Below are 24635 nucleotides of genomic sequence, written 5' to 3' on the forward strand. Positions count from 1 at the left end.
CGCCGGCCGGCCATCCGAGGTCAGCGTCAGCCCACCACAGCGCGTCTGCCGCCGCAGCGAGCGTCAGCCCATCACCGACCGAAACACTCGTGCTCCTTCTCGTACGCGAGCGCGGGGGCGACCACGAAGAAGCGCTCGATCGTCGGGAACACCGGGCCGCGGCGGTATTGATAGACGCAGAGAATGCCGTCCACGCCGGACTTTGCCTCGATCAGCCCCTTGCGAACACCCTCGTCCACGAGCCGACGCAGCAGGCCTTCCATCGCACCGCACGATCCTCGGCAACGGATCCGGACCGAATGTACGGCGCTGCCCAGAATCGTCAGGTCGGTCTTGCGGGCCCGCAGGATGCGCCGCACGTCGTAGAGGGGCATGTTCGCGCTGGTCAAATCGGCATCGAGCGCGTCGAGCCAGCCATGCTCGCGCCAACTCGATCAACCGCGCTGGTGAGCGTCAGCCTGTGAGGAGATGTCGGGCCGCCTACGCGAACAGCGACCTCCGGTGGCGCGAAAGACGCGGGTTGTCTTATGGATTCGTCAATCGGCAGCAGCAGTGGGGCAAGTTGGTCGCAAAGGCACTGAGCCCGGCGTTGCCGGCCTTGCAGATACCGACCGGTTCGCAACAACGCGACAGGATTTCGAGGACAACATCAGCTGCTTGATAGCGGCGCCACTCAGTCGTTGGCGGACTCCCCTGGTCCAGTGACGGCGTACCGGGCGGCGATGGTGCGGACTGCCTCGTCGACTACCTGAGCGACGCGTTCGGCACTCACCTTCCAACCCGGCACCAGGAGGGTCGGCCAGAAGACGTAGTTGGAGATCATGCCCAGGAACTGGGTGGCCGCGAGGTCCACGTCCTCGACCCGCACGGTCCCCGCTTCGTGCTCAGCCAGGAGGTAGCGGCGTACGGACTCGAAGTAGGGCATCTTCCCTTGCGAGAACTGCGCATCGGCGAGTTCCGGGAATCGCGGCAGCTCGGCGATGACGATCCGGAACAGGTCGGTCATCTGGGGCCGGCACAACAGCTCGGCGTAGCGGCGCCCGATGACGCTGAGCCCGTCGACGATGTTGCCTACTTGCGGAGGATCCTCCTCGTCAGCGGTCGACCAGGACTCGGTGACGATGGCTTCGAACAGGGCAGCTTTGCTCGGGAACTGCTTGAACAAGGTGGCCCGCGAAACGCCCGAGCGTTCTGCGATCCGCGCCAGTGACGTCCGGTCGTAGCCCAACTCGAGGAACAGTGCGGTCGCGGCCGTCAGGATCAGCGCGCGTTTTTCCTGGGCGATGCGCTGGTGATACGTCGTCGGAGTCCTGCTCATGAGCCGAGCATACGAGGTGAGTGGCTTGACTCACCTTTGTTACCGGCCTAGCGTCAGGAAGTGGTGAGTCGATCGACTCACCACCGGCCGCGACCCATCTCCGAACAGCCCGGCCAGTCACCCACCCACCCACCCACCGAAGGAACATCCGATGAATCGCTTCGCCAACCAAACCGTGCTCGTCACCGGCGGAACCGGTGGTCAGGGATCAAGCCACGTACGCGCCTATCACGCCGAGGGAGCCAACCTCGTGATCGGCGGCATCGACGCCGACCGCGGTGCTGCTCTCGCTGACGAACTCGGGACCCGCGCTCACTTCACCCGCCTCGACGTGACCGACGAGAATTCGTGGTCCGCCGCCGTGTCGGCCGCCGAGAGCACCTTCGGCGCCCTGAACGTGCTCGTCAACAACGCGGGCGTCCAGAACCCACCGGCCCCGATCGAGCACACGGACCATGCCACGTGGTCTCGCATCCTCGACATCAACCTCACAGGAACCTTCCTCGGCGTCAAGGTCGCCGCCCCCGCTCTGCGCCGCGCAACAGGGGGCGCCATCGTCAACATCGCCTCGACCATGGGCTTGGGCGGTACGGCGCACTACGCGCCGTACGTCGCCAGCAAGTGGGCCGTGCGAGGCCTCACCCGAACGGCAGCGCTCGAGCTCGGCCGGGACCATATCCGCGTGAACACCATCCATCCCGGCGTGATCGCGACTCCTTTCATCCAGCAACCAGCAGTCGGCGCCACCACAGCGATCGCCGACTTCTACTCACCCGAGCCGTTCGCCATCCCCCGACTCGGAGAGCCGATCGACGTCACCCGGCTTCTCCTGTTCCTCACGTCCTCGGACGCATCGTTCATCACGGGGTCGGAGTACGTCATCGACGGCGGACTCCTCCTCGGCCCCGCCCTTCAGACCGAGACCGCGTGAGCAGCCCAGACACGACCGTATGGACAGGCTCGCACGTGAGGCTCCTTTGTCATATCTGACCGATCACATCCATGTCGGCGCTCCTCGAAATCTGGCCACTAGACCGTGTTTCAAAGTGATCTTGAACCGCGTTCCACCAGAAAGAGTGTCGCAGTAGGTGAATGAGTGAGGTCTCCAGTATACGGGTTCAGCGGCCGAGCAAAACTATAACAACTCGGAGACCTCGCGCCCAACGTAGCGGTACGGGGCGAGCAGACCCGACCGACACGCAGTGAACGCGTCCGGCGTCGCTACTGCCTCATGCACGAAGAAAACCGGCCGCCCACCGAAGCAGACGAAAAAGTCGCTCATCGGCGGATTCCGGGGGCGCATCCATGTCGGCCCTGACCGGACGTCCCGGACCGGTACGGATCCTGGTGGACGGTCTACGGGCTGTTCCGCTGCTGACAACGCGACGGGGTATGGGCGCAGGCCCTGACGGGGTTGCAGATGATGGCCGCTGAAGCCGACGAGATCGTCCGGGACATCAGCGTCAATTCTGCCATCATGCGGGCACATCAGCACGCCGCCGGCGCCCGCCGCGACGATGACGAGCAGATCGAGCCTTCCGGTTTCGAGAACGTCCCGACGACCACACTCTCGGCTGCCCACGGAGTGGGTGGACAACGAAGCTGCATCTGGCCTGCGAGCCGAATCGACGTCCGCTCTCACTGCCGGCCAACGCGGTGAAGTCCGCAGACCGCTGCCGTACTGGACGCGATCCGGGCACCTCGCCTCGGCCCGCGCGATGGTCCTTCTCGACCGGATCAAAATCGAGATCCGCAGCGCAGCAGAAGAATTTGACGCACACTGAGCCGTCCGCCGACTCCTCACACCGCCACCACACCAGCGAATGGAGTGCTCGACGCGCCTGATAACGCGCTCCGGGCTGTCGGCGTCTTGACTCGTGTAGAGAATTCACCCTGGCCCACGCCGACAACGCCCCCAACACCTGGAGGCCCAGAGCGAGACCCTCCGCACGGACTCGAAGGGACAGATCGTTAGCGCGGCGCCCGTCGGTGGAGCCAAGGGCCGAGGCGATGTGCACGATCACTGGCACCGGTGGGTCCACGACGCGGTGTGACAGAGGGTCGAAGTGTGTGGTGCCGGCTAGGGCGTACCGGACGACGGATTCGTTCTTGTCCGCGACGAGGAGCATCCCGACGGCGGGTTGGTGCTGCGGTCTGCGCAGCCGATCCTCGACCAGTGCGACGTAGAAGCCGAGTTGACCGACATCGCGAGGGTCGAACTTGGTGGTCTTGAGTTCGATGACTACGTACCGGAGCTGTTCGACGTGGAAGAACGGCGCTGGGCCACGTAGCGTGCTTGATGTACGAGCCGCTTGATGCTCTCGAGCATGGCTCGTGTGCAAGTCGGTCCCGCCGACTGAGCTAGGTACAGCACTGGGTGCCGTTCTGCCTCTCTCGGCGACGTGACGATGATCTGCCTACCCGCTGCATGCAACCGAGATGGATCAGCTCCCGCCGTCAGAGCCCCATTGCTCGCAGGGCTTGTGAGCGACGATGATCCTGGTCGATCTCCCCGCCACTCAGGGCGTCCGGGCGGTGCCCGATGTGGAACAACCCTTCGAGATGCGGGCAGGTGAACACTGCCATGCCCTTTTCCCCTCGGTGACGTTTGCGGACCGCCTTCGCGTCCCCGCGGGTCAGATACCCTCGGTGTCGACAACGACCGCACCAGATCCAACGGGTGGATGGGTTGTGGGCGCGGGGATTCATACGGCACGTCCGATCTGGAGATTGAGCCAATCCGACAGCCATCGGATGGCACTGCGGCCGGCATTGTCGACCACGAGAGTGTTGTAGTTGGTGTGAGCGTTCGAGGTTAAAAAGCTTGCCGCACTGAGTCCTTCGCTGACCAACGAGGCCAGATCATCGGCGCCCTGGGACTGCGAGAGCTCAACAAGTGAATCCGACAGCTGCCACAAGTCCAGGTTCGCATCCTCGTTCGTGATCGTCGTCGACGCAGCGTGTGCGGTCCTGCCCAGCAGCTCGGGAGCCGTCCTGGCCGACGTTCCCGAGAGCATGTCGGTCGCCACCGATGCCAGGTCCAACCCGACGGGCAGCAAACCGGTCATCGCCGCAGCGGCCCCCAACGGATCTGGCGCGACACCGAGAGGGGAAGCATCTTTTCCACCGCCGACCACGCAATCTCCTGGATCTGACCGACGATCGTGGCCATCCTGATGACGTCGACATTCGACAGGATCGACGCAACCAACGCCGCGATCTGCGTCGCGCCCGACGGATCCGGGATCACAGCCAGCACCTGCGCCACCCACCGCAAATCCACGGCCGCCGCCATCTCCACCAGCGGCGAGAACTGATTGTTCAACTCCCCGGCCACCTGGTGGGCGCCGCGGGCGTCGAGCGCGGCAACCTTCTGCGGCAGCACGGTCAAGTTGTGCAAGATGTCGGGCATATCCAGCGCACTCACGCCGGTCGCGACATTGAGAACCTGATCGATCACCACCGTCGGTTTGAGGACCGACAACACGCTGCTCGCCGACGCAAGCACATCCGTAGGGGCGGATATCAACGGGCCGATCTGCCCAGTCAGCACCTCGACATTCTCCGTGAGAACGCGTACCTCGGGAGCTGACATCGGCACGAATGATGACTCGTTCCCGGCGAGCACGCGTGCCGTGTCGGCGATCTCGACCGTAGCGTCGACGGCACCTGCAAGGTCGGAGTCACCGGCCCGGGTGAGCACGTCGTAGGCATGATGTTCGGCGGTACCGGCCGGTGCGGCGCCGAGTCGACCGGTCGCTGCCGGGTTCGCCGCCCCGGAGGTAAGGAGGTCGGCCAGCGGAGCAAGAGTCGCCGCGATCGACTGCGCAGTCGCGGCGACCTGCCCGAGCTCGATGTTCGGTGCGGTGAGTTGTTGGCCGAGGCTCGTGACGTCGGCGCGCAAGGCCGGCAGATCCGCATCGGAGAAGACCGCGGTCAGTGCGTCGGCTAGGTGGGCGCTGCCGCCGGACGTGGTGGCACCGGCGGCGCTGGGGTCTTGCTCAGGATCGAGCCGAGCGAACCGAGCAGCGGGTTCGTCCCTTTCTCGATCGAGCAGTACAGATCACCTGGATCGCAGATCGATGCCACCCGACCAGACAGTGCGCCCATTCCTCGAGGTCGTGGATCGGCGATGCCGTGGCCGGACGTCCGCGGTCCCACAGTCGCGGCTCCAGGTGTGCCGGCTCCCGGATCGGCCAGCAATCCGACAGCAAGCACACGACTTGCATCGACCGGTCCCCTGCCGTTGCCGATATTCGAGGCGAGATCACCCGCAGCGTCGGCGCCCTGCGAATAACCCGTCAGCGTGAACTTCGTACGAGGACAAGACTGTGCGACATCCTCGAGCACCTGCGTGGCTCTCGACACCGCGTCGGCCTTGCTGTCCGCGTAGGTGTGGCCGTTGTCGAAGGCACGCGCCATGTAGGGCAGTGTGTGCACCTCGACCGCGTCACCATGAGTACTTTTCAGCGCGTGCGCAACAGGAGCGAGCATGCCCACCGGCGCAGCGGGGTCGGCGTTCTCGTCGGTCTCCCACGTTCCGGGGATGAGCAGGTTGAACGTCGATACGCAGTCGGTCGTTCCGGCCTGGGCTATCGAGGGAAGGGTGGACAGCGTGCAACCTCCGACGACAATGGTGGTGACGATCAACGCAGCCGCGCGGCGGGACCTCGAATGTCGGGCAGGCATGGGTACCTCTGATGGCCGAAAGGACATGTGCGTGCCTACGTTCACTCACACGCCTGATTTCCCCAACAAGGTGAACGGTGTCCCGAAGCCCACTTTCGCCTCGTGATCGGCACAATCAGCCGATCTGCAGATACGTGCACGACGACCGTGCACGCGCTTGCGGAGACTGCCACCGATCGACAACGCAGACAGCTGATCTTTCGAACCCGAAAAGCGGCACCGGTGCCTCGATCGTCCACCCAGGCTGCCACCTCCGAATGCGCGACCACGCTCGAGCGGGCACGGAACTGACTCACGCGCCTGGCGACGAGCCGGCCATCACGCGCAGCAGCAACCTGACGCAAACGATCACCAAACGAACCGACCGCCAACCGGAGACATCACCACTCGAACCACTACTTCTCATGTCGATGCCTGCCACCGGATCTTGCGGACTCTATTGTCAGGTGCCGACCATGTGGGGGCCGACAGACCGCGTCCAGCGAATACACAACAGACGCACACCGCCACGGGCGACAATCAACCAGCTATGCGATGGCGCGCCACCAGTGGTCTTCTTCCTCCTGTCTGTCCAGCCAGTCGCGATATTCCGCCGCACAGGCGGCCGAGCACAATCCACCATGCTCGTCACCGGGGAGACGCTGCCGACACACCTCGCACCGAAGCACAAGGTCGTCAGCAGGAAGCCGGATAGTCCCGAGCATCGCGCTGACAACGATCAGGACGGTTGCCGCACAGACGAACACGGCGGCAACACCGGACTCCCGGAACAGGACGGCAACTACTACACACGCAAGAGCTGACAAAGCAACGGCGGCCGGTGCCTGGTGAAGGTTCACAAACCGTAGGTCGCAACCTCGACCCCTCCCGTTACCAGTAGACAGACCTAGGGGGCTCGCGCGGTGGCCACGTCGTCGACGACCCGTCACCACCCGACCTCCTGTAGAAAACCGCGTTCGAAGCCACTGTGTCCTGAACTCAACAGAGACGCTCGAGGACACGCCTCCTCGGTTCCACACGAAGGCGAAAATCGGCGACGTACCGCTCGACTTCGGACACCGAGACCAGCCCGCCTCCCTCTGCAGCCGACACGAAACCCGACATCAGATCTGCCGACGTCGCAGGACACACGGGCCGACCCGTTGCCCCTTACCGTGTTCCACCTTTTCGTGTGCCCCAACACCGCTGGAGCACACAGGTACTCCGGATCGGCTCAGCCTGCCGGCACAGCACTCGCTACCAGACCCGTCCTGCTCGAAATGACCAGCGGCTCTGCTCGTCACTGTTCGACACACCCCGACAGCGCCCCCCGAACATTGGCAGCGTCCCCACGTTCAGCATGTATGAGCGATGGCCATGCCCCACAACCGGATCACACAACGACATAGCCGAGTTCGTGCGCCGCGGTATCAACGGCATCAGCCAGACCCGGATGCGACAAGGGAAGCGACAGGACAGGACGCTGCGGAAACGCGTCGGCAGCACGCTCGACGACAGCAACGGACGTACTGCCGGCAAACCGGCCGCGATAGACGATGCCGTCGAGACCGGTGTGCGCGCGATGGATAGCACGGGCCCAATGCTGAGAGAGACGGTGCGGCGCGGAATCGAGAGCATGGTTGCCCCCCACCCGCGTGACCCACGCACCTCCACCGATACCGGACACGTCGAGCAAGCGCACAATGCGGGTGAAGCGCACACCGGTCAGATAAGGGACACCGCGATGGCGATCGATCACCCGCGCCGATTGAAACGCCTCCGCCAATGCACCTCGGGGGCTGGAAGCGCCATACCAAACTCCGTAGCCAGGATGATCCCCGCAAGGGAGCGGATGCTGATCGAACCGCAGGATCGGGCCGAACTCACGCAACGCATTCCACGGAAGAACATGCGAGCCGGTCGTGCGGTGCACGCGCCACACGATCTCGCTCGGCTGCCACTCGAGCACTTCCTTCGGTAGCAGACCTGCGGTACGAAGCTGGGCGATAGAGGGCGGCGGCGGAAGCATTGCCCCCATCTACGCCGATTCCCACTCGATGGCAGCAAGTACGTCGACCACGCGCTCGATCTCTTCGGGTGTGCCGGCGCTGCCGGTCAGCCACGCGACGATCGAGACCGGCCCACCCTCGACGACCAATGACGGCTGCGGCTGTGTGAGCAGTGTCTGCACCGTCAGCGGGTGCAGGTCCCTCGGGACGTGTGGCATGACTTTGTCGAGGTGAGGCACTGTCCCACTGTCGGTGAACTGTGCCGGGGGCAACAAGCGGTTACGGCCGGAGTCGAATGCCCACAGGGTGCCGTCGGCGATTCGTTGCCTGATGCGGGCCGGCGTGACGCCGAGACGGAGGGCAGCGTCTGCAATGGACAGCGAGGTCGCGACGAGGTTGGCCATCCGGACGTCGCGGTCGATTCGCGCAGCCGTGGCAGCGGGGGGACTCGCGGTGAATCCGGCTTCGGTGAGCACGCGTGCGTCGTGTTCGGACAGTGCGGGTCCGGCCGGATTCGCCGTGTGGAGGCCCTTCAGGATCTGCACAAGTTGGTCACGGCCGAGGTCGACGCCGGTCACTTCACGCAAGGCCTCCTCGAAATCGAGGTCGCCTCGCAGATAGCGGCTCTCTGTCGTTGCTTCGCTCATCACCACGACCTCCTTATTTGCGATGATTTATGTCCGCAAATACATGATAGCGAACTCGGCTGAGAAGGCACACCCTGATGACTCCCGTCGGCGTAGCACTGGCACCGCCAGACACCCCTTGACCTGCGACCACATTGGACAGCCGCTGATAGCCCACCGCTTCTACGACACCACCCGCAGCATCACACACCCAGCGAAACGTGACACAGCCGCCACCGACACCCCACCCCGGAGGCTTCGGCCCGATCGAGACGTACTGGTCGGACGGCACCGTGACGGGATGGTCCGAGCACTGCCAGTGGGTACTCGAGCAGACCCTCGCAGACGAGGTCGCCGCGAACATCCCCGTATGTGACGGCACCATCTGCCGTTACCCTTCCGGTGCGACCATGCCGGACCCGGCCGCGAAACCGAAAACGCCGTCGCCATGGGTGCAAGGACAGTTGGACTGGCAGGAATGCAAAGAAGCCGGCAACACCGACGAATACTGCCGGCTGACACTCAACTGAGGAGCCCCGGCGGCGTAACCCCGCGTGGGACGGGCCGAACCTTGTCCCTCATACAGTGCTGACGCTGGTCGTGTGACCGCAACCGTCGTGGCCGCCTCCTCACGATGGCCCCTACCGTCCTAGGCGAGGCCAGAACCGGGATGTTGGTGGACATCGGGTCAAACCCGAACCCGGGATCATCACCTCTCTCGACTTCCTCGTCCTCGGTCGGTAAACGGCCCGACCAACATCGATAGGCGACGGACCGGCGAGACCACATCGCCGCACGAAAATGCTCACCGGCAGGGCTCGACGCGGCGGTCTGCCGGTCCGATTGGCCGGGCCTAGCGGTGTCACGTCAGTTCGTTGGCACTACTCTGCTTGTTTGCTCGGGTAGCAGCCCGCCCTGTTGCACCGATTCGCAAAGATAAGCGGTGCCCGATTTGCGAGGAGTAGTTTGTGAGTGCCAAAACCGAGTCCTATCACCCAGATCGACGAGATAGACATCCTGCGAGAGGGCTTTGATGCGCCCGCAGTAGTGGTACTGACCGGGATGTCATCGATGAACGGCTGCAATGGCTCGGCGGGGACGACGGAGTTGTTCGGGGTGGCTAAGGCGCGGGCGGCAATCGCGTCGCGCCGGACGTAATAGGCGTAGTTCCACGCGGCGATCACCGCCGCGCCGCTTCGCTGATCACCGCGGTCGACGCGGCACTCGTCATCGAGATCCGATACCGGCGCCGCCGGCGCATCGGAGAGTTCGAGAATCGGTGTGTCCGCGCTGTCGGGCGACGTTGCGGCAGCAACATTCTGGGAATCACCGCCGGCTACGCCCTACGTACGACCGGGACCTTCGTGTCCGGAAACCATCAAGCGCACTGGGTGATTCCCCGGCTAATACTACCTGGTCCACCGAATCTACTACCTGGTCCACCGAATCGAGACCTAGGCACTCCGACACCAGCTCCTACGCCGGCGCCGGTTAAGCCGACAACGAGCGCCCCCGCACCCGCCCCGCCGTCCAGAAGGAAGCAGCGACATCGACAGCTCTGCGGATCGCACAAAATGCACCCACCATGGATGACGACAGTTCAGGAGGCCGGTTTGCCGCAGTTCGTTCCGTCGATCAACAGTCCTTGGTTTCCCGGCCCTCGCCCGAAGTCGCTGACAGTGCCGCGTTGATCGTCCGCGCGGCATCGGCGAGCGCGGCGAACTGACGGGGGTGAGGATGTCGACAACGAGACGGCGGACCTCGCGGACGTGGCCGGGCACGGTCTCTTCGAGCTTCGCCAGCCCGGCATCGGTGAGCCACGCTTCCGCCCGCCGACCGCCGCGGACAGTGCAGCTGCGCCGTTCAACCCACCCCGGCCGCTCGAGTGTGGTGATCGCGTGAGACAGGCGGGAGAGCGATCTCTGCGAGAGGGCAGCCAGGGCGCTGAGGATCAGGGTGCGGTCCGGTGCCTCGGCAAGCACGACGAGTATGTGGTACTCGAACGAGTTCGTTCCCGCGTCCCGTTTGAGCTGCGCGTCAATGGCGGGGGGCAGTGTCGACAGCAGTTCGACGAGAGCGACCCCGTCGCGCAGTTGGTCCAGCGACAACCAAGGGGCCTCATCGTCATCGGAGGAGGCGGGCACGCGGGTAGCCTGAAAAATTATTTACACAGAGCCTGAACAGCGGATATGAAGCGTCTCCCTACAAGACGACCGCGCCTGTTCCGCGCCTGTTCCGCGGCTGCGGCGGCCGAGGCTTCCAAAGGCGCTACCTCAGTCACGTGCCGGCAGCCTAGGCCGGTCGCGTTGTAGGGAATAATTCGGTCGACATCTCACCTAGGCTCGTTGCCGTTTTTTCGAGTGCTGCAACAGTTTCCGTCTGATAACGCCACGCCAGAACCGTTGTGATGCGCGGTGCGTCGACGACGGGTACTGCAACGTGATCCGGCCACTGCCACGCCCTGCTCGACGCCGGAATGACAATCACGGTCCTGCCGAGCGACACCAACTGCGCCAGAGCGGATTGCGTGTGAATTTCGGGTCCCGGTCCATCGGGGTAGCTGCCGTCCAAGCGCGGCCACCGCGCCATCGGTAGATCGGGCACCGAGCTGACCTCTGCCATAGTCAGTTCAGTCCGCGAGGCGAGCGGGTGTCTGCCGGGGAGTACTGCAACCTGGTCCTCGGTGACGAGGTCTCGGTATCGACAGCCGGTCAGATCGTCGACAGGACGATGCATGATCGCCACGTCCGCGCTGCCGTCACGCAGCAAGCCGGCTTGCTCGCCGACCTCGCACAGCAGAACCTCGATCGGCTCGGGATGGTAGTCGAGTAGTCGTTGCAGCAGATCGTGGGACGCCCCTGCTTTCGTGGCCAGGACAAGCGGTCTTGACGCCCGAGCGGTCAGTCGCGCGGCGGCGGCAACCGCGTCCAAAGCGATACGCGCTTCCCGGCGGAGCACGGACCCGGCTTCGGTGAGCGAGACACCGCGACGGTCACGCACGAACAACTGAACTCCGAGTTGATGTTCGAGCTGTCGGATCGCCCGCGACAACGGAGGTTGAGCGATGTGCAGCTTGTCCGCGGCTCGCCCGAAGTGAAGAGCCTCGGCGACGGCAAGAAAGTAGCGCAACTGCCGTGTCTCGAGATCCTCCACTCGACCATCTTAATACCCGGTAGGTATCACGATCACCGAAAACGGTAATGGACAGCTGCTCCCCCGGCGTCGAACATCGTTGTCGTGAACGATACGAAAACTGCGCTGGTCACCGGCGCAAACAAGGGAATCGGTTTCGCCATCTCCGAGGGCCTAGGCCGGCTCGGCTTCAAGGTCGTGATCGGTGCACGCAACGAGGAGCGAGGCAACACCGCGGCGGCACAGCTGAGAGAACGTGGACTCGATGCAGTAGCGGTGGTGCTCGATGTGACAGACGCTGACAGTGTCTCCACAGCCGCAGCGAAGTTCGATCGACTCGATGTCCTTGTCAACAATGCCGGGATCGGTGGCCGGACCAGTTCCGGCGCGCAGAATCCGACCACCCTCGATCTCGACGTTCTGCACACAGTCCTGGATACCAACGTATTCGGTGTCATACGGGTAACCAACACATTCATCCCGTTGTTGCGTCGATCCTCGACACCGCGGATCGTGAACATTTCAAGCAACATGGGATCACTCGCACTGCAGACAGGCCCACAAATGGCCGCCTATGCTCCCTCGAAAACGATGCTCAACAGCATCACAGCACAGTACGCGCGAGAACTTGCCGACACCGGCATCATCGTGAACGCGTGCTGCCCGGGCTACGTCGCCACCGACTTCACCGGACATCAATCCACACGGACGCCCGAAGAGGGCGCCGCCACCGCGATCAAGCTCGCAACCCTCCCCGATGACGGACCACGCGGAGGATTCTTCGACGACAACGGAATCGTCCCATGGTGAAACACCACACGGTGAGAAGGACGCAGAGCACGAGAAGAATCTCGATCGCGATGACCAGCATGTCGACTCGATGTGGCCGGGTCGATATTGCCTCCAGACCCGGCCGACCTGTAGAAATGTCCGATGCCCAGCACCCTGATCGAGGTCCGCACCGACCACGCCCTGGACGTCGAGACCGGCATCATCGACGCCGTCCACGACGCCCTGATCGCCGCCTTCGCGATCCCACCCGTCGACAAGCACGTGCGGCTGCTGGTCCACGCCCCGCACCGCTTCCCAGTCCCACCGACCCTGACGCACCCGCAGCTGTACACCCTGGTGACCGTCGACTGCTTCGCCGGCCGCAGCGTCGACGCCAAACGCCGCCTCTACACCGAGATCGTCACCCGCGTCGGCTCGTTCGGGATCCCGGCGAACCACATCACTGTCGTCGTCCGCGACACCCCCACCGACAGCTGGGGGATTCGCGGCGGGCAAGCCGCCTGCGACGTCGATCTCGGATTCACCGTCGAGATCTGACCCCGCAGCGCGCGTGCACTTCTCGCCGTTCGATGTGAAACGAGTCTGGTGACACATCGGAGCTGCGTCGCGACATGGGCTGTACACTCGATCTCTTCGTCTCCGGACGGAGTACTCGAGAGCAACGACCGATGTCAGAACACGTCCAGATGAATTTCCCCGGACCACCATCACTGCTGCACGAAGAGCCCGTCCCCTGGCCCTTGTGGGATCGCGCTCCTCTGTGCCGGAGGATGCGATGACCGAATGGGTGCAGATGCTGGTGACCATGGCCGACGGTCCGCGCCGGCCGATCCACGGCGTCGTTCTCCCGTACCGCAACACCGAGGAACCGTTGCACTACTACTACGGCACCTACGGTGAAGAGCCGGTCTTTCTCCCCGCCCGGCGCGAGGGTCTTCGTCTGTATCGGTGGGGACGCCGATCGAGAATCGAATCGCTCGACGGGCACGTGCTGTTCGTCAGCGACGGCAACACCGCCTGGGACTTCACCGCCGAACCGGACCGCCCGCGCTGCACCGAACTGCGCCGGGTCCATTCCCCAGGTTGTAGCCGATACCTCGTCATCACCCCACGCGTCGAACACTGGGCCGGAGACCACCACGCCCGACCGACCGGACCGGTGACAGACCTCGAATTTCTCGGCCGCCGCTGCTGGTCCGTGGACCTGGCCGCACGCGAAAGCAACCGCATGCCCAAGCCCTCCGTGCGCCTGGTGGTCGATGCCGAGACCGGCACGGTGCTCGCGCAACATTCGGGTGACGGTATCGACGGCGCCGCCTTCACCGACCTGACAGTGGGAGAACCGCTCGAGCCCTCCCTGTTCACGTGGGACGGACCGATCGTCTCGGACGACGAATCCCGCGCCCGCGCCGGCCACGGCGGCCCACCGGCCACACGCTGGGACGAATCGATGCACCGGTTCCGGGAGAACATCACCGCCGAACCCATCCACGTGCAGGTGCTGATGGACTTCACCCCGCGCCTGGTCGACCTGACGGATCCACAGTCCGGTGCGTTCTCCGCACCACTGGGCACAGACCAGCGAACAGGCTGGCTCATCCGACGACCTCGATCGAGCACACCATGGAGGGTGAAAGTGCACGGACACCAGGTTGCGTGGTCCACACCGAATTTCGACTGGGCCTGCCAGATCTACCGGGGAACTCTCGACGACGACGCCCTGACATCCCTGCAACACCAACTACATCCCCACGAACCGGTCGTCGGCACACCGCAACTCGTGTTCGGCGGTTCGGACGGCCCGACCGGGCCACGTCATATAGTTGCTTAGTCAATTACTTCTGTTAGGGTGAACTGCATAGTTCTCCCGAGGAAGGACACGCAATGAGCACCGAGACTCCCGACCCGCGCCTTGCGAACATCACCGTCGCTCATGCGCCGGACCGGCACCGCTACGAACTCCGCGACGGCGACACCGTCATCGGCTTCACCCAGTACCGCACCCGCACCCGGACCGGCAGCGACACCCGGCGAGTGTTCGTCCACACCGAGGTCGATCCCGCCTACGGCGGCCTCGGTCTCGCCGCCAGACTCGTGGAATTCGCACTTGACGACGTCGCCGCCGCCGGCGAACGCATTGTCCCGGTGTGCCCATACGTCGCGAAATACCTACGCACACACCACACCTACGATCACCTCGTCGACTGGCCGGAGGCCCGGCAATGACCACAGCCACACTCGCTCGCGTCTCGATCGACAAGCAGACCCGCCCCGCCTACCGCGCAGAGGTCGCCGTCCGCGACGCCGTCGCCCAGGCGAGACTCGATCGCACGCTTGTCGAACTGGTCAACATCCGCGTCTCCCAGGTCAACGGCTGCGCCTACTGCCTCGACGTGCACACCCACGACGCCCCGGCCGACGGGGAAACACCGCAGCGCCTCGCCGTCCTCCCCGCCTGGCGGGACACCGACCTGTTCACCGACCTCGAGCGCGCCGCTCTGACCCTCGCCGAACGGTAACTACCCTGCCGACACCCGACCACCAGGATCGCGACTACGCCGACGCCCGCACCCATCTCACCGACGACCAACTCTCGGCGATCGTGTCGGTGGCCATCGCGATGAACGCCTTCAACCGCATCTCAATCCTCAGCCGACACCGTGTCCGTCCCTCCGCCTCGGACACCTGAGCCGCCGCTCCAGGTCCGTGTCGAAACGCCACCACCGGTGCCGCACCACCACGTCGCGACTCTGCCCCACCGGCATGCCGTCGCGACAAGTGCCGGGGAATGCACCTCACCCGCCTCACCGTCGGCAGCTATCTCGCGCCGGTAGGCCCTGGCGCCCGTGTCGACGCCGACACAGGCAAGAACCTCAGGACCAATATGGTGGAACGGTCACACGTAGAGAAGCCGTTGGACAACGCGATCGAGCACGGCACTCGCACTGGCAATCGTCACCAGCGAACTATCCGGCACTTTCCGCCAAGACGTGTACGCCGGTAGCTTGTCTACCCTTGCGCCCCACGCCCTCAGGACTCCTACTTCCGGCCACAGATGGGCGTTCTCGGTTCTCGCCGTGGTCTGTGTACTTGCTCTGATCACCTCCTTCAGCCTGCCGGTCCCGCCGGAATGCAGGGTGCGAACCCGCAACACCGGTCGGTGCACCGATCGCACAGAGTTGCTACCCTCGCTCACGGAAGATGGCAAATTGCGCCATCCATGGAGATCGAAGGAGGCGAGTTGATGACTGTCGTGGCGACCACTGCCGTGCGCAGTGCCCGAATCATCCTCACCTCCCGGGTCTCTTCCTGAGATTGCGCCTGCTCCCCTCCCGCTAGCGGGATTTTCTCTCGATGCGTGCGCAGTCCGGAGTGACCCTCTCGAAAGGGTCTCCACCTTGTGTCACCAACCGATTTCTCCATGTCCTCAATCCTTCGCTCCTGAAGGCACTTCGATCCTGACCGATTACGGCTGGGACGACGAACACGATCACTCGTTCGCCCACTTCCGGGCCGACGGACTAGTTCCCGGCCGGGTCTTGCGGACCGAGCGTGGCCTGTGCAATGTCGTCACCGATGCCGGGACGGTCCGGGCAGAATCACCTCCCGTCGAAGACCAGCTCTCGCCCTGCACAGGCGACTGGGTGGCGGTGCGACCGGCAACCACAACCACAGCAGCGTCCGTCGTCGAGGTGTTGGAGCGACGGACCGCCGTGGTCCGTTCCACCGCATCGCGTACCTCGCACGGCCAGGTCCTGGCCGCGAACGTCGATACCGTGGCCGTTACCGTATCCCTCGCCGACCCGGTCCGGCCGGTGCGTATCGAGCGGATGCTGGCGCTGGCCTGGGAAAGTGGCGCCACCCCGTTGGTGGTGCTGACCAAGGCCGACGCGTGCGCGGACACACCGCGAGCGGTAGCTGAAGTGACCGCAGTGGCGCCGGGCGTCGAGGTACTGGTCACCAGCGCCTCGACCGGCGAGGGCATGGACGCTCTCGCCGACGCTGTGTCCGACACGATCGTCCTGCTCGGCCCCTCGGGCGCGGGCAAGTCCACCCTCGGCAACCGTCTGCTCGATCAGGACCTTCTCGCGACCGGGGCGGTGCGCGTGAGCGACGGCAAGGGCCGCCACACCACCGCATGGCGGGAGCTGCTGCCGCTGCCGCACGGCGGGGTCCTGCTGGACACACCCGGCCTGCGCGGCGTGGGCCTGCACGAGGTCGGCGACGGTCTGGACCAGACCTTCGCCGAGATCATCGAGCTGGCCGACGACTGTCGCTTCTCCGACTGCGCCCACGGCGCCGAGCCTGGTTGTGCGGTCCTGGCCGCTGTCGAGGACGGCCGTCTCACGCGGCGGCGTCTCGACAGCTACCACCGGTTGCAGCGAGAAGTCACCTATGCCGCCTCCCGAACGGACGCACGGCTGCGTGCCGAGCTGAAACGGCCCGTCAAGCAGATTTCCCGCCAGATCCGCGCCATCAAGAAATCCCCGAATTTCAAGTCCTGAAAGGCATTTCATCATGGATCTTCCCCGCATATTCACCATCCGCGAGAGCAGCCACCGCATCCACAACCCGTTGACCCCCGACAAACTCGCCACACTCGGCCAGGCACTCCACCTCGCCCCGGGGACACGAGTGCTCGACCTGGCCAGCGGTTCGGGCGAGATGCTCTGCACGTGGGCACGCGACCTGAAATGCACGGGCACGGGCGTGGACATCAGCACGCTCTTTACCGAGCAGGCCCGCGCTCGCGCTGTCGAACTCGGCGTCGCCGACCGCGTGGAGTTCGTCCACGGCGACGCCTCCGGTCATGTCGCGGACGAACCGGTCGATCTCGCCGCGTGCGTCGGCGCCACCTGGATCGGTAACGGTGTGGCCGGCACCGCCGAGTTGCTCGCCCGCAGCCTCCGCCCCGGCGGGATGATGTTGATGGGCGAGCCCTACTGGCGCGTGACTCCTCCCGACGAAAAGACAGCGCTGGCCTGCCACGCCACCAGCGTGGCCGATTTCCTGCCGCTGCCGGATTTGATCGAGCAGTTCGGCGAACTCGGATACGACGTCGTGCAGATGATGCTCTCCGACCAGCAGGACTGGGACCGCTACACCGCGGCGCAGTGGCTCAACATGCGCCGCTGGCTCGACGAGAACCCGGACGACGAACTGGCGCCGGAGGTTCGGGCCGAGCTCACCGCCGAACCCGACCGCTACACGCGCTACCTACGCGAGCATCTCGGCTGGGGAGTCTTCGCGCTGATGCAGCGCTGACACCACATCCCGTGCGGGGCTCGGACGGTGCATCGTCCGAGCCCCGCACGGCCCATAGTGCTCGCTCAATCAACGCAACAGATCGGCATCGATCTCTGCCGGTACCCCGCGGCCCCAGCACCGCTGTGGACTTGTTCACCACAGCGCCTGTAGAGCAGGGGCAACCTCCGATTCCGCTGCCTGCAGGTGTCCACGCAAAGTAGCCGTCTCGTACTCGTGTCGGTACAGCCTCTGACCCATCCACCCGGAACTCCCCATCACCGCAGTTCAAAGCCTTCTTCCCAACGGCGCAGCACCCCGGCGGCCATGCAGTGATCCGACACCCACTCAGCCGTGGCAGCATCGTCGAAACACACCCGATGCAGCACCACCTCGGGCAACTCGTACGCCCCTCGTTCGCCGACCGGCGCATCGCGGGCCACCCAGGTGGATACACACTTGCGGAGATTCCCCTTGCGCTGGCGACATGCGCTTTGGACCAACCGTCTCGGTGGCGCTCGATGATGAGCAATCATCCGAGACAGGTCGTGCGGGCATTACGTTGGGACACGAGAACCTCCGAGCGGATGTGGGCCTCGGACAAGCCACACCCCACTCGGAGGTTCTCTTCACATCAAGCCGACACGTCTGCTACCAACGTCCCGGCCGGGTACAACCAGGTGCTATCGACAGCGGTGCCTCGCGCAGCTACTCCGCGGCTACTGCCCTTCGACCGAGGAAACCATCGAGCCCTCTGCGTACGCCCGCGGTGGGAACGGTGGTCGCGAACCAGGCAGCTTCGACAGCGAGTCCTTCGTCTATGGGCAGGTTGATGCCGCGTGTGACGGCGGCGAGACAGGCATGCACTGCGGTCGGTGCGTGGCGTTCGATGCGGACCGCCAACTCCAACGCGGTGGCGAGCAGCTCGGTGGCCGGGACGAGGTAGTTGACGAGGCCCATTTCGTAGGCGCGGTGGGCATCGACGGCGTCGCCGGTGAGGATCATTTCGAGGGCTCGTTTGCGGCCGATATGACGTGGTAGTCGTTGTGAGCCCCCGAAGGGTGGTGGAAATCCCAGGGTGATTTCCGGTTTGGCGAAGGTGGCATGGTCGGCGGCGACCGCGAGGTGTGCGGCTTCGACGATTTCGCATCCGCCGCCGTAGGCGAGGCCGTTGACGGCGGCGATGATCGGTTTCGGGAATTGTTCGATGCGTTTGGTCAGCCCTTGCCCGCGGGCCACGATGTCCTGCAGTGCGTGTGCGGTGCCGCCGTCGATACTCTGCGCCAGGCAGGAGATGTCTGCACCGGCGCTGAAAGCCCGGTCACCGGATCCGGTGAGGATGATCGAGCGGATCGCATCATCAGTGGTGGCGTCGTCCAGCCACGCCGACAACTCGTCGATGGTGGTGTAGTCGAGCGCGTTGAGTTTGTGAGGCCGATCGATAGTGATCACTGCTGTCGATTCTGCTTGATGCACTTGGATACTCATGTTGTTCCTTCGGTCGAGTGTCGCGAGGTACTGGCGGTGTGGGGGTTACAGGGACAGGGTGTGGCAGACGGGGTCGTAGCGTTGGGTCTGCTGGAATTTGCCTCGCATGCGGTGCAGGAGATGCCAGGGCGTGCGTGCGATGTCGTAGGCGAGTTCGCGGGCGCGGTCGAGGACGGGACGGTCGCGCACGAGTTCGGTCAGCAACCCGATCGCAAGGGCTTCGTCGGCTTCGACGGTTCGACCGGTGAGGACGAGTTCGCGTGCGCGGGTGGAGCCGACGCAATCGGCAAGCGGGCCGTAGACGACGGGGAATCGGCGGTGTTCGGGGTGGGAGAAACTCGTGCGCGCGGTGCCGAGGCGGATGTCGGTGAGTACCGCGAGGTCCGCTCCCCCGGCCACGGCGGATCCGTCGAGTGCAGCAATCACCGGCACCGGATGCATCGCGATGGCAGCGTTCATCCGGTCCGCGGATTCCCACAGCCCGGTTTCGTCGATCCGGTCGAACTCGGTGAGATCGAATCCTGCGCTGAAGATGTCTCCGCGACCGGTCAGGATCACCACGCGGGCATCGGTCAGGGCCTCGAAGGCGTGGGCGAGGTCGAGTCGCATCGCGTGCGACAAAGCATTCTTCTTGTCCGGACGGTTCAGGGTGACGACGGCGACGCCGTGGTCGTCGAGCTCGGTGGTGTCCACATCGATGAGAGAACTGCTCATGCTGCCTCCATGGGCGGGGTCAGGGTCGGGGCACCCCGATAGGGTTGGGTAGTGGGATGGCGCCGGTGTCGAACAGGCGGCGACTGATAGGCGCGGCGATAGCGATGATCTCTTCGACGCCGGTCTGGCCGAGGGCGGTCACCGGGTCCGCGGCGAGGAAGTCGGTGCGGTCCTCGATGCTGCGTCGCAGCGCTCCCCCGCTCTTGGTGAGCCGGCCGCCGACATCGATCAGGCCGCGGGCACGCAGGCGACGCTCGGAGGCTTCCCATTCCTCGTCGCTCCAACCGCGGTTGGGCTGCATCATTTCGCGTGTGACCGTGCCGGTCGCGGCATGCGCGACGACCGCGTCGATGCCCCGCAATCCCGCGTGCACGCACGCAATGACATGGCCGTCCCCGCGATGTTCCCGCAGGACTGTCGCGGCGAGCCACAGTTGAGCAGCGACGTCGTCGGGACGGGAAACGCGCGACCATCCGGCTGCTAAAGGTCGCCCGGCGAAATGACAACCATCCGCTGCCATTTCGAGGTATGACGCGAGAGTGTCGAGGTCGCGTCGGGGTACCTCGCGGAGGTGGTCGGCGAGGACGAGGCGCGCGGTGGTGATCCGCGCCTCGAGTATCGTGTCCGGATCGACGCAAGCCCAGGCTTCGGGCAGGGCGCGTGCGACGCGGCGGGCGGGAAAGCTGAAGAACATCGATTCGACGGGGGCTGCGGTCATCGCTCCCAGCGGTGCGGCGCGGCCGGCGAAGTAACCCATCCAATAGCCGCTCATACCGAGATCGAGCGAAATCCGGCGGTGGTGCGGGGAGAAGTACGGTGCCGCGTGCAGCGGTTCGATTGCCTCCCACAGGCGTCGGGCCAGCGTCGCTGCCGGTTCTGCCATCCTTATTCCTCCACTCGGTGGTCGTGCAGGTCCAGCATCGTGCTTGCACCACCAGCCCGGACAGTGCCATTTTTGTCGAGTGGACCAGGACACTGCGTGGTGGACAACTGTCGTCTTCACTACGGACGAACGCACCGACCTTCCTCGCTACCTCCGAATCGTCGCAGCGGTCGAACAAGCCATCGATACCCGCACCGTGACCTACGGTCAGCGTCTCCCTGCTGAACGCACCCTTGCCGCGGCACTGTGCGTCAGTCGCGGAACAGTGGTGCGCGCCTACGAAGAACTCGTCGAACGTGGGGTCGTCGAACGCATCCACGGTTCGGGCACCTTCGTTCGCCCCCGCCGGACCTCCTCCCACGCGATGGTGCGACATATCGACTCGTCGACCAAGGACATCGATGACGTCATCGACCTGTCCAGGCCCACCCCGGTGGATCCGTCGCACCTTCCTGCCATCGACTGGAGCTTCGACCCAGCCGCTCACCGGACGGGTGTTTCCGCCCGTGGGCTTCCGGTCCTCCGGCACGCCCTGGCAGCCCATCTCACACGCCTGGGGTTGCCGACCGATGCGGAGCAGATCGTCGTGACCACCGGAGCAGCCGAAGCGCTCGATGTCGTGCTGCGGGCGAACTCCGCCGGGAAACGACCGACCGTGCTCGGCGCGCCGTTATGGCCGGTGCTGCGCGCAGCCGTCACCGAACACACTGCGACATCGCTGTGTCTGTATCCCGACGTCGGGGGCATCGATCCGGCGGCGGTGCGGCGCGCGCTGCGCCGCGCCCGTGCCGCGATTGCGTTCGTCGATGTGGTCGAGTCCGGGCCCAGCGGGCAGAGAACGGCCTCGTCGCGGCTACCGCGCCTCGCCGCGGCGATCGAGGATCACACCGCCGTCGTGGTCGAGGATCTGTCCTTTCTTCCGCTCGCCAGGTCGCACGACCCGCGGCTGCGGCCGCTGGCGGCACTGTCCGAACGGGTCACCGCGATCGGGGAGCTCGATCGCGTGTTCTGGGCCGGGTGCGGCATCGGGTGGATCCGACTTCCCGCCCCGGACGCATCCCTGCTCAGCGCATTGCCCCGTGTTCCTGCCCCGGCGGTCAGTGCACAGGTCCACGCCGCACGGGTGCTCGACGCAGCCAGCTCGCAGTGGTACATCGACCGCTACGACACGCTCGCCGAACAGGTGGGCTTTCTGCGCAGCATGCTGGCGGAGCGGGTGCCGAGTTGGACCGTGGAGTCGACGACAGGGGGCGGGCTGTGGATCCGCCTGCCGGTTGTGGATGCATCGACCTTCGCGCATGTCGCCGCGCGCGGCGGCGTCAGGGTGTGTCTCGGGCGCGAGTGCGTCACCGACGGGGGTCTGCGCGAGTACATCCGCATCTCGGCGGCCGCGGATCCCGCCGTGCTCGAGTGTGCGGTGGATCGGCTCGTCGAGGCGTGGGCGACGTATACGCGGCGGTTGGCGGCAAGTGTGTGAACTGCCGATTCATGTGCGGCCCGCTCGTGCTCGAATGGGTACGCGAGACCACCGTCGCGTTCACCTTTCTCGGACCCGGTTCCGTCGCTGCTATCGTCTCGAGATGCAAGGCTTGACCGTTCGCCTGCCGGCACGGTTCTTGGGGGCCGGCCAAGATAGCATCGGGGCGGGAACTAGGTCAGGACTGGAGATGCCTCGCAACAGACGTCCGCAGGATCGGGAAGAAAAGCGTGCGGAGATCGTGGTAGCTGCCCGGCGGTTGTTCATCGAGGAGGGATACGACGCGGCGTCGATGACGCGGATCGCTCGTGACGCCGGAGTGGTGTCGAACACGTTGTACTGGTACTTCCAGGACAAGGACTCGATATTGCTCGCGGTCCTGGATGCGGTCCTGGCCGACTCGATGGCAGCCTACGGTGAAAGGTTGAACTCGGGGCTGGCTGACCGGCTGTTGTGGCTGGTCGGCGAACTGGAGCAGCTGGGACGATTGGTGAGCACGGTGCACACGCGCGCCGAGAAGTCCGCATCCGTTCAGCAATGGCACGAGCAGTTCCACGCGCTGGCCGAAGGGTTGTTCCGGGCAGAGCTGATCGAGCTCGGCGTGCCCGCTGACGAAGTCGACCCGCTGGTCGCGATCGGCGTCTTCGTTGTCGAGGGCTTACTGATGCATCCGACGGATCCGGCTCAGCGGCGCGCGGTGATCGAGACGTTGCTGAACAGCGCTCACAGTCTTGCCGCAGCCGCCGGCTGAGCCCTGGTCTGCGCGCGTCCACGAATCCGGAGGGACCTACTGTGTGGTGCGTGCGGAGTAGTCGAACTGCTGTGCCAAGAAATTGATTTGGTCACGCACGGCGCGTTCGAAGTGCTCGCCCACGTAGATGTCGAAGTGGTCGCACGCGTAGGCCTGGACCTGCACGTGCGCCAAGCCGTGTGCGTGACGCTTCGTGGTCTTCGCGGGCGCGGCCGCGTCGTTGTCGCAGACACACAGCAACGTCGGAGTGCTGAAGCGAGCCAGCGCGCGACCGGGCCGATCGAGCGGAAGGCGCAGTACCAGCCGTGCGGCCAGCGCGTTGGCGGCCTCGAATTCACCGTCCGGCCCGCGCAGTACACCCCATATGCTGTCGCGGTCGACACCGGTCACGGCTCCTTCCCCACCGTCGCTCTCCGTCAGCTCGATGTTCTTCGACAGTCGAGCCCGCACCGACGGCAGCCGTGTCAACAGCGCGCTGGTGCGCCGCGAGAGCCGGGTCCCCGCAGGCAGGAGCGCGGAAGCGCCGGCGAGGGCGTCGGGTGAGGCCACGAACGCGGGCATCCAGGACGTCCCCGCCATCGGCAACAGGATCGGCTTCGCGCCGAACCACGACCCGATCGTGTCGACGATGCCCGCCCCTGTCAGCGCTACCGCGCTCAGCGGGCCGGTCCGAAGACGCGAGCGCAACGACGCCGGGCCGTCGGTGAAGGGACACTGCGCCACGACTGCCGCGATGCGGGTGTCCTCGGAAGCGATCCGAAGAACATGCCCGCCGCCGAAGGAGCTGCCCCACAAGGCGATCCGATCGACATCGACCTCCGGTAGTGTGCGTACGAAGGCCAGGGCTGCACGCCAATCGGCGCGTTGCCGACCGATGTCGAGGATCTGGCGCGGCGTTCCGCCGCTGGCCCCGAGGTGACGATAGTCGAACACCAGCACCGACCACCCAGCAGCGGCGAACCGCTGCGCGTAGGCATCCAGGCGCATCTCCCGCACCGCCCCGAGGCCGTGTCCCATGATCACCATCGGGCGCGGACTGTTCAGGTCGGGTGCGGTGTACAGCCATGCCGCACACTCGTCCTGGCCGGAGGCGAACGAGACCTCACGCCGCTGCACCGTTGCTGCCTCGCGCCGATCGGCAGGCCCACCGATTTCCATGACTCACGTCCTCTCGCTTCACCACCGCGGTTCTTGGACGTCATTCAAGAAGACGTCGCGGTTACGGTAAAGGCGTCTTGGACATCAGTCAAGAAGGCGGCGGGGTCTCTGTCGGCAACTTCAAGCGGACCGCGTACTCGGGACGGCCGAGTTCCTCGAAGAACAGGCCGAGCAGACGTCGGCTCCCGTGCGGAGATACACCCGAGATGTACTGCGTGAAGCCGGGGTTGACGTACAGTGCCTTTTCACCCGCCTCCGGGTGCACCCGCACGACCGGGTGCTCACTCACCAAGGGGCGGCGTTCCACGCGGCGAAGGTAGCCCTCGGTCGGCTTACTGATCGTTTCAGAATGACCTCCGGAGTCGCCTCAAACAG

Annotated in this window: 23 protein-coding genes and 2 pseudogenes; 11 read left to right on the top strand and 14 right to left on the bottom strand. The window is 65.1% G+C overall.

The annotated features are described in order from the left end of the window. Window positions 1–71: 71 nt before the first annotated feature. Together MOM01_RS22405 and MOM01_RS22410 are read right to left on the bottom strand one after the other, a co-directional pair. The gene (locus MOM01_RS22405; RefSeq protein ID WP_241387653.1) at window positions 72–389 is read right to left on the bottom strand and encodes a hypothetical protein; all 318 of its coding nucleotides are present in this window, start codon (window positions 387–389) and stop codon (window positions 72–74) included. 284 nt (window positions 390–673) lie between these two features. After that, entirely contained in the window at window positions 674–1318 is a 645-nt protein-coding gene (locus MOM01_RS22410) for a TetR/AcrR family transcriptional regulator (protein ID WP_241387654.1), read from the bottom strand. Window positions 1319–1469: 151 nt separating this feature from the next. Here MOM01_RS22410 and MOM01_RS22415 point away from each other — a divergent pair, with 151 nt between their 5' ends. Continuing rightward, window positions 1470–2249: a glucose 1-dehydrogenase gene (locus tag MOM01_RS22415; protein WP_241387655.1), complete on the top strand. Its 780-nt coding sequence runs from the start codon at window positions 1470–1472 to the stop codon at window positions 2247–2249. 544 nt (window positions 2250–2793) lie between these two features. Here the strand turns inward: MOM01_RS22415 and MOM01_RS22420 are convergent. From MOM01_RS22420 to MOM01_RS22435, 5 genes and pseudogenes are all read right to left on the bottom strand, one after another. Further along, the gene (locus tag MOM01_RS22420; RefSeq protein WP_241387656.1) at window positions 2794–3660 is read right to left on the bottom strand and encodes a PDDEXK nuclease domain-containing protein; all 867 of its coding nucleotides are present in this window, start codon (window positions 3658–3660) and stop codon (window positions 2794–2796) included. Between the two features lie 115 nt (window positions 3661–3775). Beyond that, window positions 3776–3904 (bottom strand): hypothetical protein, encoded by a 129-nt coding sequence (locus tag MOM01_RS23235; RefSeq protein ID WP_277610113.1) that lies wholly within the window; start codon window positions 3902–3904, stop codon window positions 3776–3778. Between the two features lie 119 nt (window positions 3905–4023). Beyond that, window positions 4024–6007 (bottom strand): annotated as a pseudogene (locus MOM01_RS22425) (cutinase family protein). Between the two features lie 1372 nt (window positions 6008–7379). Beyond that, entirely contained in the window at window positions 7380–8015 is a 636-nt protein-coding gene (locus tag MOM01_RS22430) for an RES family NAD+ phosphorylase (RefSeq protein WP_241387672.1), read from the bottom strand. A gap of 9 nt (window positions 8016–8024) precedes the next feature. Beyond that, window positions 8025–8642, bottom strand: coding sequence for a hypothetical protein (locus MOM01_RS22435; protein WP_241387657.1), 618 nt, complete (start codon window positions 8640–8642; stop codon window positions 8025–8027). Between the two features lie 200 nt (window positions 8643–8842). Between MOM01_RS22435 and MOM01_RS22440 the strand changes: the two genes are divergently transcribed. Further along, window positions 8843–9151, top strand: a complete 309-nt coding sequence (locus MOM01_RS22440; RefSeq protein ID WP_241387658.1) for a hypothetical protein — start codon at window positions 8843–8845, stop codon at window positions 9149–9151. Window positions 9152–10913: 1762 nt separating this feature from the next. On the opposite strand, the gene MOM01_RS22445 is transcribed toward MOM01_RS22440, so the two are convergent. Beyond that, the gene (locus MOM01_RS22445) at window positions 10914–11774 is read right to left on the bottom strand and encodes a LysR family transcriptional regulator (protein WP_241387659.1); all 861 of its coding nucleotides are present in this window, start codon (window positions 11772–11774) and stop codon (window positions 10914–10916) included. Between the two features lie 84 nt (window positions 11775–11858). Between MOM01_RS22445 and MOM01_RS22450 the strand changes: the two genes are divergently transcribed. From MOM01_RS22450 to MOM01_RS22480, 7 genes and pseudogenes are all read left to right on the top strand, one after another. Beyond that, on the top strand, window positions 11859–12563 hold the full coding sequence (locus MOM01_RS22450; RefSeq protein ID WP_241387660.1) for an SDR family oxidoreductase: 705 nt from the start codon (window positions 11859–11861) through the stop codon (window positions 12561–12563). Window positions 12564–12686: 123 nt separating this feature from the next. Next, window positions 12687–13082, top strand: coding sequence for a tautomerase family protein (locus MOM01_RS22455; protein WP_241387661.1), 396 nt, complete (start codon window positions 12687–12689; stop codon window positions 13080–13082). 238 nt (window positions 13083–13320) lie between these two features. Next, window positions 13321–14376: a hypothetical protein gene (locus MOM01_RS22460; RefSeq protein ID WP_241387662.1), complete on the top strand. Its 1056-nt coding sequence runs from the start codon at window positions 13321–13323 to the stop codon at window positions 14374–14376. Window positions 14377–14429: 53 nt separating this feature from the next. Then, window positions 14430–14771 (top strand): GNAT family N-acetyltransferase, encoded by a 342-nt coding sequence (locus MOM01_RS22465; RefSeq protein ID WP_241387663.1) that lies wholly within the window; start codon window positions 14430–14432, stop codon window positions 14769–14771. After that, a pseudogene (locus MOM01_RS22470) lies at window positions 14768–15234 on the top strand (carboxymuconolactone decarboxylase family protein). The gene MOM01_RS22465 and the pseudogene MOM01_RS22470 overlap by 4 nt, the downstream one beginning before the upstream one ends. A 769-nt stretch (window positions 15235–16003) precedes the next feature. Beyond that, window positions 16004–17050, top strand: a complete 1047-nt coding sequence (gene rsgA, locus MOM01_RS22475; RefSeq protein ID WP_374112363.1) for a ribosome small subunit-dependent GTPase A — start codon at window positions 16004–16006, stop codon at window positions 17048–17050. Window positions 17051–17063: 13 nt separating this feature from the next. Then, window positions 17064–17810, top strand: coding sequence for an SAM-dependent methyltransferase (locus MOM01_RS22480; RefSeq protein ID WP_241387664.1), 747 nt, complete (start codon window positions 17064–17066; stop codon window positions 17808–17810). 257 nt (window positions 17811–18067) lie between these two features. On the opposite strand, the gene MOM01_RS22485 is transcribed toward MOM01_RS22480, so the two are convergent. The 4 genes from MOM01_RS22485 to MOM01_RS22500 all read right to left on the bottom strand — a co-directional run bounded on the left by MOM01_RS22485 (window position 18068) and on the right by MOM01_RS22500 (window position 20874). Then, entirely contained in the window at window positions 18068–18232 is a 165-nt protein-coding gene (locus MOM01_RS22485; protein WP_241387665.1) for a hypothetical protein, read from the bottom strand. A gap of 265 nt (window positions 18233–18497) precedes the next feature. Next, entirely contained in the window at window positions 18498–19277 is a 780-nt protein-coding gene (locus tag MOM01_RS22490; protein ID WP_241387666.1) for an enoyl-CoA hydratase-related protein, read from the bottom strand. A gap of 45 nt (window positions 19278–19322) precedes the next feature. Further along, on the bottom strand, window positions 19323–19991 hold the full coding sequence (locus MOM01_RS22495) for an enoyl-CoA hydratase/isomerase family protein (RefSeq protein WP_241387667.1): 669 nt from the start codon (window positions 19989–19991) through the stop codon (window positions 19323–19325). A 19-nt stretch (window positions 19992–20010) separates the two neighbouring features. Next, window positions 20011–20874: an SCO6745 family protein gene (locus tag MOM01_RS22500; protein ID WP_241387668.1), complete on the bottom strand. Its 864-nt coding sequence runs from the start codon at window positions 20872–20874 to the stop codon at window positions 20011–20013. Between the two features lie 79 nt (window positions 20875–20953). On the opposite strand from MOM01_RS22500, the gene MOM01_RS22505 reads away from it, so the two are divergent. Together MOM01_RS22505 and MOM01_RS22510 are read left to right on the top strand one after the other, a co-directional pair. Beyond that, window positions 20954–22351 carry an aminotransferase-like domain-containing protein gene (locus MOM01_RS22505; protein ID WP_241387669.1) on the top strand — a complete coding sequence of 466 codons (1398 nt, stop codon included), beginning with the start codon at window positions 20954–20956 and terminating at the stop codon, window positions 22349–22351. 103 nt (window positions 22352–22454) lie between these two features. Then, window positions 22455–23102: a TetR/AcrR family transcriptional regulator gene (locus MOM01_RS22510; protein WP_441347293.1), complete on the top strand. Its 648-nt coding sequence runs from the start codon at window positions 22455–22457 to the stop codon at window positions 23100–23102. A 36-nt stretch (window positions 23103–23138) separates the two neighbouring features. Here MOM01_RS22510 and MOM01_RS22515 read toward each other — a convergent pair whose 3' ends face one another. Both MOM01_RS22515 and MOM01_RS22520 read right to left on the bottom strand, forming a co-directional pair. Next, a complete protein-coding gene (locus MOM01_RS22515; protein ID WP_241387670.1) occupies window positions 23139–24260 on the bottom strand; it encodes an alpha/beta hydrolase in 1122 nt (373 codons plus the stop codon). A gap of 88 nt (window positions 24261–24348) precedes the next feature. Next, on the bottom strand, window positions 24349–24567 hold the full coding sequence (locus tag MOM01_RS22520) for a TauD/TfdA dioxygenase family protein (protein ID WP_241387671.1): 219 nt from the start codon (window positions 24565–24567) through the stop codon (window positions 24349–24351). Window positions 24568–24635 lie beyond the last annotated feature (68 nt).

This window comes from Rhodococcus sp. CH91, from assembly GCF_022554085.1.
GTDB lineage: Bacteria > Actinomycetota > Actinomycetes > Mycobacteriales > Mycobacteriaceae > Rhodococcus.

Bases quoted from the DNA above. Each gene is read 5' to 3' on its own strand.
- MOM01_RS22410 (WP_241387654.1), bottom strand. From the start codon at position 1,318: ATGAGCAGGACTCCGACGACGTATCACCAGCGCATCGCCCAGGAAAAA.
- MOM01_RS22415 (WP_241387655.1), top strand. From the start codon at position 1,470: ATGAATCGCTTCGCCAACCAAACCGTGCTCGTCACCGGCGGAACCGGT.
- MOM01_RS23235 (WP_277610113.1), bottom strand. From the start codon at position 3,904: ATGGCAGTGTTCACCTGCCCGCATCTCGAAGGGTTGTTCCACATCGGG.
- MOM01_RS22430 (WP_241387672.1), bottom strand. From the start codon at position 8,015: ATGCTTCCGCCGCCGCCCTCTATCGCCCAGCTTCGTACCGCAGGTCTG.
- MOM01_RS22435 (WP_241387657.1), bottom strand. From the start codon at position 8,642: ATGAGCGAAGCAACGACAGAGAGCCGCTATCTGCGAGGCGACCTCGAT.
- MOM01_RS22455 (WP_241387661.1), top strand. From the start codon at position 12,687: ATGCCCAGCACCCTGATCGAGGTCCGCACCGACCACGCCCTGGACGTC.
- MOM01_RS22460 (WP_241387662.1), top strand. From the start codon at position 13,321: ATGACCGAATGGGTGCAGATGCTGGTGACCATGGCCGACGGTCCGCGC.
- MOM01_RS22465 (WP_241387663.1), top strand. From the start codon at position 14,430: ATGAGCACCGAGACTCCCGACCCGCGCCTTGCGAACATCACCGTCGCT.
- MOM01_RS22480 (WP_241387664.1), top strand. From the start codon at position 17,064: ATGGATCTTCCCCGCATATTCACCATCCGCGAGAGCAGCCACCGCATC.
- MOM01_RS22490 (WP_241387666.1), bottom strand. From the start codon at position 19,277: ATGAGTATCCAAGTGCATCAAGCAGAATCGACAGCAGTGATCACTATC.
- MOM01_RS22495 (WP_241387667.1), bottom strand. From the start codon at position 19,991: ATGAGCAGTTCTCTCATCGATGTGGACACCACCGAGCTCGACGACCAC.
- MOM01_RS22500 (WP_241387668.1), bottom strand. From the start codon at position 20,874: ATGGCAGAACCGGCAGCGACGCTGGCCCGACGCCTGTGGGAGGCAATC.
- MOM01_RS22510 (WP_441347293.1), top strand. From the start codon at position 22,455: ATGCAAGGCTTGACCGTTCGCCTGCCGGCACGGTTCTTGGGGGCCGGC.
- MOM01_RS22515 (WP_241387670.1), bottom strand. From the start codon at position 24,260: ATGGAAATCGGTGGGCCTGCCGATCGGCGCGAGGCAGCAACGGTGCAG.